The 13,648-nt window shown below is 70.8% G+C and carries 15 protein-coding genes; 9 read left to right on the top strand and 6 right to left on the bottom strand.

Annotated elements, in window-relative coordinates:
- The first annotated feature begins 51 nt into the window (after positions 1 to 51).
- From ASD93_RS06495 to ASD93_RS06465, 7 genes are read left to right on the top strand one after another with little or no spacing between them, the layout of a single operon-like run.
- Positions 52 to 1,203, top strand: a complete 1,152-nt coding sequence (locus tag ASD93_RS06495; RefSeq protein ID WP_056120936.1) for a MalY/PatB family protein — start codon at positions 52 to 54, stop codon at positions 1,201 to 1,203.
- Positions 1,200 to 2,576 (top strand): MFS transporter, encoded by a 1,377-nt coding sequence (locus ASD93_RS06490; RefSeq protein ID WP_056120383.1) that lies wholly within the window; start codon positions 1,200 to 1,202, stop codon positions 2,574 to 2,576. The genes ASD93_RS06495 and ASD93_RS06490 overlap by 4 nt, the downstream gene beginning before the upstream one ends.
- Positions 2,577 to 2,632: 56 nt before the next feature.
- Positions 2,633 to 3,577, top strand: a complete 945-nt coding sequence (locus tag ASD93_RS06485) for a siderophore-interacting protein (protein ID WP_056120379.1) — start codon at positions 2,633 to 2,635, stop codon at positions 3,575 to 3,577.
- Positions 3,574 to 4,584, top strand: coding sequence for a FecCD family ABC transporter permease (locus tag ASD93_RS06480; RefSeq protein ID WP_056120377.1), 1,011 nt, complete (start codon positions 3,574 to 3,576; stop codon positions 4,582 to 4,584). The genes ASD93_RS06485 and ASD93_RS06480 overlap by 4 nt, the downstream gene beginning before the upstream one ends.
- On the top strand, positions 4,581 to 5,600 hold the full coding sequence (locus ASD93_RS16140; protein WP_056120375.1) for a FecCD family ABC transporter permease: 1,020 nt from the start codon (positions 4,581 to 4,583) through the stop codon (positions 5,598 to 5,600). The genes ASD93_RS06480 and ASD93_RS16140 overlap by 4 nt, the downstream gene beginning before the upstream one ends.
- Before the next feature lie 20 nt (positions 5,601 to 5,620).
- Positions 5,621 to 6,418 (top strand): ABC transporter ATP-binding protein, encoded by a 798-nt coding sequence (locus tag ASD93_RS06470; RefSeq protein ID WP_321163621.1) that lies wholly within the window; start codon positions 5,621 to 5,623, stop codon positions 6,416 to 6,418.
- A gap of 19 nt (positions 6,419 to 6,437) precedes the next feature.
- Positions 6,438 to 7,472, top strand: a complete 1,035-nt coding sequence (locus ASD93_RS06465; protein ID WP_056120369.1) for an ABC transporter substrate-binding protein — start codon at positions 6,438 to 6,440, stop codon at positions 7,470 to 7,472.
- An 80-nt stretch (positions 7,473 to 7,552) separates the two neighbouring features.
- Here the strand turns inward: ASD93_RS06465 and ASD93_RS06460 are convergent, their stop codons facing one another.
- Positions 7,553 to 8,188, bottom strand: a complete 636-nt coding sequence (locus tag ASD93_RS06460; RefSeq protein ID WP_056120365.1) for a biotin transporter BioY — start codon at positions 8,186 to 8,188, stop codon at positions 7,553 to 7,555.
- Positions 8,189 to 8,366: 178 nt separating this feature from the next.
- Between ASD93_RS06460 and ASD93_RS06455 the strand changes: the two genes are divergently transcribed.
- A complete protein-coding gene (locus ASD93_RS06455) occupies positions 8,367 to 9,965 on the top strand; it encodes an ABC-F family ATP-binding cassette domain-containing protein (protein ID WP_056120362.1) in 1,599 nt (532 codons plus the stop codon).
- A gap of 29 nt (positions 9,966 to 9,994) precedes the next feature.
- Here ASD93_RS06455 and ASD93_RS06450 read toward each other — a convergent pair whose 3' ends face one another.
- From ASD93_RS06450 to ASD93_RS06435, 4 genes are all read right to left on the bottom strand, one after another.
- Positions 9,995 to 10,873, bottom strand: a complete 879-nt coding sequence (locus ASD93_RS06450; RefSeq protein WP_082569205.1) for an SURF1 family protein — start codon at positions 10,871 to 10,873, stop codon at positions 9,995 to 9,997.
- The gene (locus tag ASD93_RS06445; RefSeq protein WP_056120360.1) at positions 10,870 to 11,088 is read right to left on the bottom strand and encodes a hypothetical protein; all 219 of its coding nucleotides are present in this window, start codon (positions 11,086 to 11,088) and stop codon (positions 10,870 to 10,872) included. Before ASD93_RS06445 ends, ASD93_RS06450 begins: the two co-directional genes overlap by 4 nt.
- A complete protein-coding gene (locus tag ASD93_RS06440) occupies positions 11,085 to 11,486 on the bottom strand; it encodes a DUF3099 domain-containing protein (RefSeq protein ID WP_056120358.1) in 402 nt (133 codons plus the stop codon). Before ASD93_RS06440 ends, ASD93_RS06445 begins: the two co-directional genes overlap by 4 nt.
- Before the next feature lie 83 nt (positions 11,487 to 11,569).
- Positions 11,570 to 12,061, bottom strand: a complete 492-nt coding sequence (locus tag ASD93_RS06435; RefSeq protein WP_056120355.1) for a DUF4190 domain-containing protein — start codon at positions 12,059 to 12,061, stop codon at positions 11,570 to 11,572.
- Between the two features lie 113 nt (positions 12,062 to 12,174).
- On the opposite strand from ASD93_RS06435, the gene fabG reads away from it, so the two are divergent.
- Entirely contained in the window at positions 12,175 to 12,885 is a 711-nt protein-coding gene (gene fabG / locus ASD93_RS06430; RefSeq protein WP_056120352.1) for a 3-oxoacyl-ACP reductase FabG, read from the top strand.
- Between the two features lie 61 nt (positions 12,886 to 12,946).
- On the opposite strand, the gene ASD93_RS06425 is transcribed toward fabG, so the two are convergent.
- Positions 12,947 to 13,642: an alpha/beta fold hydrolase gene (locus ASD93_RS06425; RefSeq protein ID WP_056120350.1), complete on the bottom strand. Its 696-nt coding sequence runs from the start codon at positions 13,640 to 13,642 to the stop codon at positions 12,947 to 12,949.
- Positions 13,643 to 13,648: the final 6 nt, after the last annotated feature.

The following is a 13,648-nucleotide window of genomic DNA, read 5'->3' as shown; positions in this document are numbered from 1 at the left end:
ACGCCGGGGCGCGGCATCCGTCGCCCTCGTTACTCTCGTCGGGTGCGCGTGATCACCCCTCTTCAGGCCCTTCGGCTCGACCAGCTGCGTCAGCGGTCGAGCACGAAGTGGCGCAAGTACGGGGACGACGTGCTGCCGCTGTTCGTCGCCGAGACGGACTACCCGCAGGCGCCCGCGATCCACGATGCGCTGACCCGCGCCGTCTCGATCGGCGACACCGGCTACACCCCACCGGAGCCCGGCGTCGCCGCCGCATACGCCGGCTTCGCGGAGCGCCGGTTCGGGTGGACCGTCGATGCCGCGCGCATCCGCACGACCTGCGACGTGATGATGGCCGTCGTCGAGCTGCTGCGCAGGGTGACCGCACCGGGCGACCGGGTCGTCATCTGCCCCCCGGTTTATCCGCCGTTCTTCGACGTGGTGCCCGAAGCGGGCGCCGTGGTGGAGCGCGTGCCGCTGCGCGACGCCGGCACGACCTGGGAACTCGACCTCGCCGGCATCGAGGCCTCGCTGGCCTCGGGAGCGCGTGCCGTGCTGCTGTGCAACCCCCACAATCCGACGGGCACGGTGCACTCGCGGGAGACCCTCGCAGCGCTTGCCGACCTTGCCGAGCGCTACGGCGCCGCCGTCATCAGCGACGAGATCCACGCGCCCCTGATCCATCGGGGTGTGACGTTCACCCCGTTCCTGGACGCATCAGCGGCCGCGGCACGTGTCGGCTACTCCGTCGTCAGCGCGAGCAAGGCGTTCAATCTCGCCGGCCTCAAGTGCGCGCTCCTGGTGACCGCGGACGACGCCACCTCGGCGCTGGTGCAGGGCCTGCCCGACGAGATCGAATGGCGGACCGGCCTGTTCGGCGCGATCTCGGCCGTCGCGGCGTTCTCGCCGGAGAGCGATGTCTGGCTCGACGCCCAGCTCGCAGCGCTAGACGCGAATCGACTGCTCCTGGCCGAGCTGCTCGCCGAGCACGTTCCCGGTGCCCGCTATCGCGTGCCCGACGCGGGCTTCCTCGCATGGGTCGACCTGACGGCCCTGGGCTGGGGCGACGACCCCGCCGCGAAGATCCTCAGCGAGGGACGGGTCGCTCTGCTGCAGGGTCCGTTCTTCGGCGAGGAGGGTCACGGGCACGTGCGCATCAACTTCGGCTGCTCGCCCGACGTTCTCACCGAGGCGGTCCGCAGGGTGGGTAGCCTGGTCCGATGAGCTCCGCACCCGTCGATTCCTCGGCGGGTGTCTGGCAGGCGAGGTACGTCTGGGTCACGGTCGGCGCGGTCGCCCTGATCTTCCTCGCGGCGATGCAGTCACTCGCCGTCACGACGGTCATGCCGATCGTCAGCGCCGATCTCGACGGCGACTCCCTCTATGCCGTGGCGTTCGCGGGCACACTCGCGACGAGTGTGATCGGAATGGTCGCGGTCGGGGCGTGGTGCGATCGCGGGGGAGTGCTGGCGCCGCTCACGACAGCGGTGGTGCTGTTCGTCATCGGCCTGGTGATCGCCGGGCTCGCCCCCAGCATGGAGTGGCTGGTCGCGGGCAGACTCGTCCAGGGCCTGGGGACCGGGGGCCAGACGGTCGCGCTGTACGTGGTCGTCGCGCGGGTCTATCCCACCGAGCTGCACGGCCGGGTCTTCGCGGCGTTCTCGGCGGCCTGGGTCGTGCCGTCCCTCATCGGCCCCTTCCTCGCCGGCGCCGTCACGGAGTTCCTCCACTGGCGCTGGGTGTTCCTCGGGGTCGCCGCGCTCACGGTGGCCGCCTTCATCCTGGTCGTGCTGCGGCTGCACGGACTGCCGCTTCACACCGACGATCCGGCGAGTGGACGCGTCGTGCCGCGGCTGGCCTGCGCGGTCGCCGTCGCCGCCGGTGCGCTCGCGCTGAGTCTTGCGGGCGAGCTCGGGTCGTACGCGTGGGTCGTGGTCGCGGCATCCGTCGCGGTCATCGCCGTCGCGTCGAGGCCGCTCCTGCCGCGCGGCACGCTGCGAGCCATGCGCGGGCTCCCGAGCGTGGTGCTGATGCGGGGCCTCATCGCGGGGTCGCTGTTCGGCGCCGAGATCTACGTGCCGTACCTGTTGATCGATCACTACGGCTTCTCGCCGACCTGGGCCGGCCTGGGGCTCACGACAGCGGCGATCGCCTGGGCGGCCGCCGCCGATGTGCAGGGGCGCTACGGCGATCGAATGGGCAACGCCCGCATCACCGTCATCGGCACGATCCTGCTGGTCTCTGCGACGGCGATCGCGGGCGTCACGGCCGCGCTGGGACTCCATCCAGCGGTGCTCATCGCGGGATGGTCGCTGGCCGGTGCAGGCATGGGACTGATGTACCCCCGCCTCACGGTGCTGACCCTCGCGTACTCGACTCCGCAGAACCAGGGATTCAACTCGTCGGCGCTGTCGATCTCGGATTCCGTGGGCGCGGCGACGGCGATCGCGGCGATGGGGCTGGTCTTCACGGCGCTCGCGGGAACGGATGCCGGGTTCCCGGCCGTGTTCGCGATCGCCGCCGGACTCGCGGCCCTGGCAGTCGTGCCGGGGCTGCGGATGGGCCACGCGCACGAATCGACGGCTCGCCCTTCATGACACCGTCATGACGGACTGATTTGGGCCCACGGGCAAGGTAAGGCTAGCCTTACCGTGTGACTTCTTCGAGTGCCCTGGCGACACGTCCCGCGTACCGTCCGTACGCCGCGACCGTCGCCGACGTCCAGCGGCTGTCGCCCCATTTCCTGCGCGTGACGTTCACCGGCGCGGACTTCGGGGTCTTCGGCACCGCCGGGCTCGACCAGCGCATCAAGCTCATCCTCCCGCTCCCCGACGGGACGATCAGCGACATCGGCCAGCATGACGAGGCGATCATCGACGCGGGGGACTGGTACGCGATATGGCGTGATCTGCCCGCCCGGACGCGCAGTCCGCTGCGCACCTATACCGTCCGACGGGTCGACCCGGCCGCGCGCCGCCTCGTCGTGGACTTCGTCGTGCACCACGATGCCGGTCCCGCCGGGGCGTGGGCAGAGGCGGCGTCGGTCGGCCAGGAGATCGTCGTCGTCGGACCCGACCAGCGCAGCGACGGGTACCGGCTCGGTCTCGACTGGCACCCCGGCACCGCCCGGCGGGTGCTGCTCGCCGGCGACGAGACCGCGGCGCCTGCGATCAGCGGCATCCTCGAGTCCCTCGACGACTCCTTCGACGTCGACGCCTTCATCGAGGTGCCCACCGCCGCCGACCGGCTGACGCTGGATCTTCCCGAGTCCTTCCGCCTCACGTGGGTCGCCCGGGAGTCCCGCGCGCACGGCGCCGCCCTGACCGAGGCCGTATCGGGGTGGAGCTCCCGTTCTGGCGAGGTTCTCGAGCGCGCGGCCGCATCGCGCGTCCAGGAGCTCGCGGACGTCGATGTGGACGTCGATCTGCTGTGGGACAGCCCCGAGGACTCCGACGGCGAGTTCTACGCGTGGATGGCGGGGGAGTCGGCGATGGTCAAGGGCCTGCGCCGTCATCTCGTCCAGGGGTGCGGCGTGGACCGCAAGCGCGTCGCATTCATGGGCTACTGGCGGCTCGGGCAGTCCGAGCGACAGGAATGAGCACGGCTCGCGATCGGCGCGGGCTGCTTCTCCTGATCCTCGCCGTCGCACTGCTCGCCGGGATGGTGGTCGTCAGCCTCATGGTCGGTGCGCGCGCGGTGCCCCCCGGGGTTGTCGTCGAGGCATTCCTGCGCCCCGATCCCGACTCGGCCGACCACATCGTCATCCTGTCGCAGCGAGTGCCGCGCACGGTGATCGCGATCCTCGCCGGCGCCGCCCTCGCGCTGGCGGGCACCCTCATGCAGGGACTCACGCGCAACCCGCTCGCCGATCCGGGACTCCTGGGCATCAACGCCGGCGCCTCGGTGGCCGTGCTCGGGGCGATCACCCTCTGGGGGATCACGGCGCCCTCGGGTTTCGTGTGGTTCGCCTTCGCCGGCGCAGCCGTCGCCGCGGTGATCGTCGCCGTCATCGGCACGCGCGGGCCCGATGGCTCCAGCCCCGCCAAGCTCGCTCTCACCGGGGCGGCGGTCACGGCCGGGCTCACGGCGGTGACCACGCTCATCCTCACGACCTCGATCACCGCGTTCGACGTGTTCCGGTACTGGCAGGTCGGCGGCCTGACCGTTCGCGGGCTCGACACGGTCGCCGTCGTCGCCGTGCCCATCCTCATCGGCGCCGTGATCGCCTTCGCCTCGGCCCGAGGCCTCGACCTCATGGCGCTGGGCGACGACACCGCGACCGGCCTCGGCCACAGCGTGGCGCGCACGCGGGCCCGCGGCATCGTCGCCACCGTCCTGCTGTGCGGTGGCGCGACGTCGATCGCGGGGCCGATCGTCTTCATCGGCCTCGTCGTGCCGCATGCACTGCGCGCGCTGGTCGGCGGCGACTACCGCTGGCTGCTCGCGATCGGCGCCCCGGCGGGAGCGATCCTGCTGCTGGCGGCGGACGTGATCGGGCGTGTCATCGCGCCTCCGGGTGAGGTGCAGGCCGGTCTCGTGGTCGCGTTCGTCGGCGCACCGGTGCTCATCTCGCTCGTCCTGCGACCGGGGAGGGTGTCGCTGTGACCTCGTCGGTGGTGCAGATCCGCTCCCGTGTGGGGCGGCGCCGCGCGCTCGTCGTGGGCGGCGTGCTCGTCGCCGTGGCGATCCTGGCGGTGGTCTCCCTTTCGATGGGGGACTATCCGATCGCGCCCGCCGATGTCTGGCGCACGCTGTGGGGCGGCGGCGATCGCGCCCAGTCCTACGTCGTGCTCCAGGTGCGTCTGCCGCGCCTGACGATGGCGCTGCTGGTCGGCGCCGCGCTCGGTGCCGCGGGTGCCCTGCTGCAGTCGCTCCTGCGCAATCCGCTGGCAGGACCCGACCTGCTCGGCATCAGCGGAGGCGCCGGAGCCGCCGCGGTCTTGGCGCTGCTCACCCTCGGCATCGGCGGCCCGCTCCTCGCGGTGTTCGCGTTCGCCGGCGGCATCGTGGTCGCCGCGTTCCTGCTGCTCGCCGGTCGCCATCGGGCGGACGGCGGCTACCGGCTGATCCTCGCCGGGGTCGGTGTGTCATTCCTGTGCCTCGCGATCACCAGCTACCTGATGGTGCGGGCGCAGGTCGAGCTCGCCCAGGCCGCCCTCATCTGGCTGACGGGCAGTCTCGCGTCGACGCCGTGGTGGAACGTCGCGACGGTCGGCGTGGTCGTGGTGCTCGCCACTCCCGCCGTGGTGGCGTGCGCGCGATGGCTGCCGCTCACGCAGATGGGTGCGCCGACGGCGGCGTCGCTGGGCGTGCGCACCTCGACGGTGCGGACGCTGGCCGTGTTCACGGCAGTGCTCCTCACCGCCGTGACGTGCGCCTTCGTCGGACCGATCTCCTTCATCGCCCTGTGCGCGCCGGCGATCGCACGACCTCTCCTGGGTCACGGCGCGATCGGGATCGGAACCAGCGCCGCGATCGGCGCGGCGCTCCTGGCGGCCTCCGACCTCGTGGCGCAGTTCGCCCTCCCTGGGACCTCGGTGCCGGTCGGCGTCGTCACCGGAGCGGTCGGCGCGCTCTTCCTGCTGTGGCTGCTGGCCACGTCGAAAGGACGGAACCTGTGACTCCCGCATCTGCTCCGCGCTTGAGCGCCCACGGGCTCTCCGCCGGCTACCCCGGGCGCACGGTCATCGAAGGCCTCGATCTCGAGATCGCGCCCGGCCGCATCACGATGATCATCGGGGCCAACGCGTGCGGCAAGTCGACACTCCTCAGTGTGCTCGCGCGGGTGAACGCGCCGCTCGCCGGAACCGTCGAGCTCGACGGCGCGGATGTGTCGACGCTGTCCCGGCGCAGCTTCGCGCAGAGCGTGGGGCTGCTGCCGCAGCATCCGACCGCCCCCGACGGCCTGACCGTCGCCGAGCTCGTCTCGCGCGGACGGCACCCGCACCGCGGCGTGTTCCAGCGCTGGAGCGCCGACGACACCGCGCGCGTCGATGACGCCATGGCGCGCACGGGCGTCGCGGCCCTGGCGGATCGACCCCTCGGCGACCTTTCCGGCGGACAGCGTCAGCGCGTGTGGATCGCGATGGCGCTCGCACAGGAGCCGCGGGTGCTGCTGCTCGACGAGCCGACGACGTTCCTCGATCTCAGCCACCAGATCGAAGTGCTCGATCTGCTGCGCACCCTCAACCGCACCGACGGCACCACGGTGGTCGTCGTGCTCCACGAGCTCAATCTCGCGGCACGCTACGCGGACGAGCTCGTGGTCATGAGCGGCGGGCGCATCGTGGCCCACGGCGCGCCCGCCGACGTCCTCACCCGCGACGTCGTCTCGCAGGCGTTCGACCTCGAGGCTCTCGTCATCCCCGACCCGCTCACCTCAACCCCCCTCGTCATTCCGGTCCCCGGCGGCGCGCACGCCGCCGCGGACGAGGCCTGACGTCATCGAAAGGAAACGCATGTCCCTTCACCTCTCCCGCTTCGGCTCCCTTGCGGCCATGGCTGTCGTGGGCGGCCTCGTGCTGTCCGGCTGCGCCGGCACCGCCGAGCCCGACACCGCGGCATCCGAACCCGCAGGGTCGTCGGATGCCTTCCCGGTCACGTTCGAGCACATGTACGGCGAGACCGTGATCGAAGAGGCCCCCGAGCGCGTGGCGACCTGGGGCTGGGGCGCGACCGACGCCGTCCTGGCGCTGGGCGTCGTCCCCGTCGCGATCCCGTCGTCCGAGTACGGCGGCGGCGACAACCTCATCACGCCGTGGGTCGAGGACGCTCTCGCCGACCTCGGCGCCGAGGATCCGATCCTGCTGGACAACTCTGCGTTCGAGCTGTCGGTCGAGGAGCTCCTCGCGGCCGATCCCGATGTCCTCGTCGCTTCGTACTCCGGCCTCACGCAGGAGGAGTACGACGCGGTCACCGGTGCCGGCATCCCGGTCATCGCACCCGAGGAGGCGCTGTGGGCCACGCCGTGGCGCGACGTCATCACCGACACCGGCCGTGCGCTGGGCCTCGAGACGCAGGCCGACGATCTGCTCGCAGATCTGGACCAGCAGATCGCCGACGCCGCCGCCGAGAACCCGGAATTCGAGGGCACGACGATCGCCTACGCGGACGATGACGTGGACACCTTCTACCTCTACCTGCCCGCCGACCCGCGAGTGGAGATCCTCGAGGACCTCGGCTTCGTGAGCGCACCCGCCGTCACCGAGCTCGACAGTGGCGAGTCGACGTTCTACACGACCGTCAGCAGCGAGAACCTCGACCAGGTCGTGGCCGACGTGATGTTCACCCAGGCGGAGGCGCAGGCCGACCTCGACGCGTTCCTCGAGTCCGACCGTGGCCAGCTCATCCCCGCGGTCGCCGCCGGTGCGGTCGCGCCGATCGTCGGTGAGGAGAACGTCGCCGCCGTCTCGCCGACGGCACTGACGCTGCCGTGGCTGCTGCCCGAGATGGTGAAGCAGCTCGCTGCCGCCACGGCGGTCGCCCAGGGCTGATCGCGCCCTCACACACGCGAAAGCCCCGGCCGTCCGGCCGGGGCTTTCGTCGGTCACGAAGCGCTCAGAGCGGCATCCGATCAGTTCTTGGACGCGTCCGCCTTGCGCACGAGCGCCCATGCGCCCGGGATGATCAACGCGGCCAGGGCGGCCTTGATGAGCCCGCCGACGATGAAGGGGAACAGACCCGCCTCGAGCACCTGCCAGAGCGTGAGCTCCGCGCCGCCGACGACGTTGAGGATGAACCACAGGTACGGGATGCCGAAGACGAACGGCATTGCGGACGCGATCGCGAAGCCGGCGAAGGCGAGCGCGGGACGACGATCCCAGGTGCGCTCCGCGAACCAGCCGGCGACGAACGCCGCGGCGATGAAGCCGATCACGTAGCCGAAGCTCGGCTTGGCCACGGCCGCGATCGTTCCGGTGAAGTCGGCGAAGACCGGAAGCCCGGCGAGTCCGACGAGCATGTACGTCGTGAGGGACACCGCCCCGCGGATCGAGCCCAGCGCTGCGCCGACGATCAGGACGCCGAGCGTCTGGCCGGTGATCGGCACCGGCCACAGCGGGATCGATACCTGGGCGAGCACTGCGACGAGCGCGGCGCCGGCAATGACGAGACCGGCGTCGAGGGCGAATGCGCGCGCCCGCGAGGACGGGCGGGCGATCACGTCGGCGAGGACGCGACGGGACGAGGGGGCTGCGGCGATGGCTGACATGGCTCTCAGCCTAGGGGGAGTGGGCGGGGTGATCTTGGACGGAGTCCACCAATGATCGCGCGATCGTCTGTGCGCAGCCTCCAGCCGGGCCGGAGGCCGGGTGCGACAAGGCAACCTATACTGGGAGGCTGGCCGTTCGGCCACCTCACCCATCCACCGACGGAACGGACGTTTCGCTGTGCTCGCCGTGCACGACCTCGAGATCCGCGTGGGCGCCCGCGTCCTCATGTCCGGAGTGTCGTTCCGCGTGTCCGCGGGCGACAAGATCGGTCTCGTGGGTCGCAACGGCGCCGGCAAGACGACGCTGACCAAGGTGCTCGCCGGTGACCTGATCCCGGCGGATGGCAAGGTCGAGCGCTCCGGCGAGCTGGGCTATCTGCCGCAGGACCCGCGTTCGGGCGACCCGTCGATGCTGGCGCGCACGCGCATCCTCGACGCGCGCGGCCTCGGCACGCTGGCGATCGAGATGCACGAGGCGGCGCTCGCGATGGGCGACGAGGACGAGAAGGTCGCCAGCAAGGCGATGAAGCGCTACGCGCACCTGACCGAGCGCTTCGAGGCGCTCGGCGGCTACACCGCGGAGGCGGAGGCGGCGACGATCTCGCACAACCTCTCGCTGCCCGATCGGCTGCTCGACCAGCCGCTGAGCACGCTCTCGGGCGGTCAGCGCCGACGCATCGAACTCGCTCGCATCCTCTTCTCCAACGCCGACTCGATGATCCTCGACGAGCCGACGAACCACCTTGATGCCGACAGCGTGGTGTGGCTGCGCGAGTTCCTCAAGAACTACCGCGGTGGGCTGATCGTGATCAGTCACGATGTCGAGCTCGTCGGCGAGACCGTGAACCGCGTCTTCTACCTCGATGCGAACCGTCAGGTCATCGACACCTACAACATGAACTGGAAGAACTACCTGCGTCAGCGGGTGGCCGACGAAGAGCGCCGCAAGAAGGAGCGCGTCAACGTCGAGAAGAAGGCCACCCAGCTGCAGATGCAGGCGGCGCGCTTCGGTGCGAAGGCATCCAAGGCCGCCGCCGCGCATCAGATGGTCGCGCGCGCGGAGAAGATGCTGTCGGGCCTCGACGACGTGCGCCAGGAGGACCGCGTCGCGAAGCTGCGGTTCCCCAAGCCCTCGCCCTGCGGCAAGACGCCCCTCATGGCCTCCGGTCTGTCGAAGTCGTACGGATCGCTGGAGATCTTCACGGATGTCGATCTCGCGATCGACCGAGGATCGAAGGTCGTCATCCTCGGCTTCAACGGCGCGGGCAAGACGACCCTGCTGCGGATCCTGGCCGGCGTCGACCAGCCCGACACCGGGAAGCTCGAGCCCGGTCACGGGCTCAAGATCGGCTACTACGCGCAGGAGCACGAGAACCTCGACGTGAACCGCTCGGTGCTCGAGAACATGATGTCCGCGGCGCCCGACATCACGGCGACCGATGCGCGCAAGGTGCTCGGGTCATTCCTGTTCACGGGCGACGACGTCCTCAAGCCCGCAGGCGTGCTCTCGGGCGGCGAGAAGACGCGTCTGTCCCTGGCGACCCTCGTGGTCTCGAGCGCGAACATGCTGCTGCTCGACGAACCCACGAACAACCTCGACCCCGCGTCGCGCGAGGAGATCCTGGGTGCGCTCTCACACTACGAGGGTGCGGTCGTCCTCGTGTCGCACGACGAAGGCGCGGTGGAGGCGCTGAACCCCGAGCGGGTCCTCATCCTCCCCGACGGCGTCGAAGACATCTGGGGCCGCGACTACGCCGAGCTGGTCTCGCTCGCGTGATCGCCGAGACCGGCCGGGCCTGACCCCGGTCAGCGGCCGGCGGCGTCGAGCAGGGCGTCCTCGTCCTCGGCATCGCGGTCCCGACGGGCGGATGCCGAGCGCGGCGCCTCACCGATGATCTCGCGCTGCGCGTCCTCCGCGTCTTCGCGCCGGTGACGGCGCTCGGTGCGGATCACGTAGGTGATGAAGACGAATCCCATGATCGCGAACAGGATCCACTGGATCGCGTACGACAGGTGGGGCCCGGGATCCTGTGACGGGTCTTCCAGCGGCTGCAGCGACGACGCCGGCGCCGGGTCCTCGGACACCAGCACGCCGTACGCGCTCAGTTCGAGCGAGCGCGCCGTCGGGGCCGAGCTCGACTCGGCCACGAAGGGCAGATTGATCGTCGGCACCTGGCCTTCGGGGGCGGACCGGCCCGACGAGGGCAGGGGCTCACCGGGCTTGAGGCGCGCGACGACCGTCACCTGGCCGTCGGGCGGCGCGGGCACGGCGTCGGGCTCGGGCTGGTTCTCACCCGGGGGGACCCACCCTCGGTCGATGAGCAGCACCCGGCCGTCCTCGAGCCGGAACGGCACGAGCACCTCGTACGCGGCCGTGCCGCCGTGGGGACGATTGCGCGCGAGGAGCTGATCGTCAGCGACATACTCGCCCACCAGTTCGACCGGGCGCCACTGGTCGCCGGGAGAGAACTCGCCTCCTGCCGGGATCACCTCTTCGAGCGGCACCGGGTCGGCGTCGTAGTTCGCCTCGACCAGGGCGAGCTGCGCCGACCGCTCCTCGTTGCGCGAGAACTGCCAGTGGGACAGGAACGCGCACGCGATGGCGAACACCACCGCGAGGGCGATGTAGATCGCCCAGCGACCCGCCTTCGGCAGGTTCTGCATGCTGACTTCGCGGCGGCTCATCGCGCCGGCTCCGTGGACGCGGCATCCAGCGGGGCCACTGTCACGGGGAAGCTCCGCGCGACGAGGAACTCGCGGAGATAGTCGCGATGCTCGTCGCACGCGACCCACGTCTTGGTGCGATCCGCGGTGTGGATCTTGGGGTTGCGCCAGTCGATCCGCCAGTGCGCGTCGGCGCGGCAGCCTGCGCGCGAGCAGACGGCGAGGTCGGCCGTCATGCGGGTCCGTCCGCGTCGCGACTGTCGGGCACATGTCCGCCCTCGGCACGTCCGCCCTCGACGGCCCGCGTCTCTTCGATGCGGATCACGTCGCCGTCGGACGGGCGGCTCGGCAGGGGTGCCGAACCGGCGGGCAGCGATCGCTCGGGATCCTCGCGGCGGTTGCGCCGTGCCTCTTCGCCGACATTCGCGAGCACGACTGCGATGTAGGGGAGGAAGATCGCGGCGGCGCCGAGGATCCACGTGTACCACCCGTAGGGAGTGATGAGGACCATGAGCACGAAGCACACGATGCGCACGCCCATGAGCACCAGGTAGCGGGTCGAGCGCGCGTCGACATCGTCACGTGGCGCCCGGGGCAGCGACGTGGCGGACTGGGCCCGGCTCGAACTCTTCACTGTGCTTCCAGCCTACGCCGCGCAGCCTGTCCCGTCGCCGGTTCGGGCGTCGCGGACGGGTTGCGTCTGCGCCCGCGCGCGGGTCAGGAGTAGGGGGACTCCGCGACGCTCGCGACGAAGGCGATGAAGCCGATGAGCGCGATGAGGCCGATGATCGCGAGTCCCAGTCCCACCCAGCCGATGATCGTTCCGGCGAGCGCGAGACCGCGACCTTCCTCACCGTTCGTCTTGAGCTGGCCGAGCGACATGTGCCCCGTGATCACTCCGACGATCGAGCCGATGAACGGGACGATCAGCAGGCCCGCGATCGAAGCCACCAGCGACACGATCGCGAGGGTGTTGGTCTTGGCCGGAGCGCCGTAGCCGTACGGGGCCGCTGCGTACTGGGGCGGCGCACTGTAGGCCTGCGGGGCTGCGTACTGGGGCGGCGTGGGGTACGGCTGCGTGGAGCCGTACGCCGGCGGTGCGCCGTACGCGGGCGGTGCGCTCTGCGCCGGCGGCGGGTACGCACCGGGCGCGGGGGGCGGGTACGCGCCCGGCTGGGGTGCGGCTGCGTCGGGGGTGTTGTCGCTCACGGAGGGCCTCTCGTCGGATGTCGCTCCCAGCGTCCCAGCGCACGTCGCGGGGTGTCAAACGCCGCGCCGGTAGGCTGGGGCGAATCCGTCACACACCCTTGGGGAGCACCACCATGTCCAGCGATCGCGTCGTCCTCGTCACCGGCGGAAACCGCGGCATCGGCCGTGCCATCGCCGAGCGGTTCGTCGCCCAGGGCTACAAGGTCGCCGTAACCGCGCGTTCCGGTGAGGGTCCCGAGGGCACCCTCACCGTGCGCGCGGACGTCACGGACGCTGCTGCCGTCGATGCCGCCTTCACCGAGGTGGAGAACGCCCTCGGTCCGATCGGGATCGTCGTGGCCAACGCCGGTGTCACCAAGGACACCCTCCTCCTGCGCATGACCGAAGAGGACTTCGACAGCGTGGTCGCGACCAACCTCGGCGGGGCTTTCCGTGTCGTCAAGCGCGCCTCGAAGGGGATGCTGCGCGCCAAGTGGGGCCGCGTCATCCTCATCTCGAGTGTCGTGGGACTGTACGGGTCGGCGGGGCAGATCAACTACGCCGCATCCAAGAGCGCGCTCGTCGGGTTCGCACGCTCCCTCACCCGCGAGCTCGGTGCCCGCGGCATCACGGCGAACGTGGTGGCTCCGGGCTTCATCGAGACGGACATGACCTCCGCTCTCGGCGACGACACGCAGGCCGAGTACAAGAAGAACATCCCCGCCGGCCGCTTCGCGACCGCCGACGAGGTGGCCGGCGTGGTCACGTGGATCGCGTCCGATGATGCCGCCTACATCTCCGGGGCCGTGATCCCCGTCGATGGCGGTCTGGGCATGGGGCACTGACCCCCCCGACACCACGGCGTGCTGTGCCGAGCCGCCGAATGGCGGGCTTGCCGAGCAGCGCCTAACGGTCTACAGCATCCAGGATCGCCCGCGCGACGCGATCAGGCTGCGAGAACTGCGGCCAGTGCCCCGATCCCAGGCGGACCACCTCGGCATCCGCGATCGCAGAGAACTCGTCGCCGAACGGACCCCACTGCGAGACGGCGCCGCGGAACTCCGCGTCATCCATGCCGCCCATGAGGATCGTGACCGGGACCGCGTGGCGTCGCGCTCCGTCGAGCACGACCGGATCGGTGGGCACTTTCGCCGGAACGCTGTGCGCGCGTGCCGCCCACTTCGCGCGCACCTCGTCGTCGAGATCAGCGACCTCGGGCTCATCGAAGAAATCCCACCCCGGAAACGGCACGACGCCGTCGACCAGCTCGAACTCCGAGATGCCCTGCCCGCTCGGCGGGGGAACCGTGTCGAGGAAGATCACACGGTCGACCGCATCCGCCCTCGCCTCTGCCGCACCCCACACGACGTTGCCGCCTCCGCTGTGCCCGACCAGCACGACCGGGCCGCCGACGGCGTCGATCTCGGCCACGACGGCGTCGACCCAGTCCTGCATGCCGATCGCGGCGGACTCGCTCGCCGGATCGCCGACTCCGGGAAGGGTGAGGGGACGGGCGGAATGACCGGCCGCCTCCAGGGCGGGGGTCACGTCCTCCCACGACGAGGCGTCGAGCCAGAGACCGGGAACGAGGATGATGTCCATGCCCCG

Source organism: Microbacterium sp. Root180, assembly GCF_001428485.1.
GTDB lineage: Bacteria > Actinomycetota > Actinomycetes > Actinomycetales > Microbacteriaceae > Microbacterium.
Note: the sequence above shows the minus strand (reverse complement) of the source record. Positions and strands in the feature narration are given on the sequence as shown.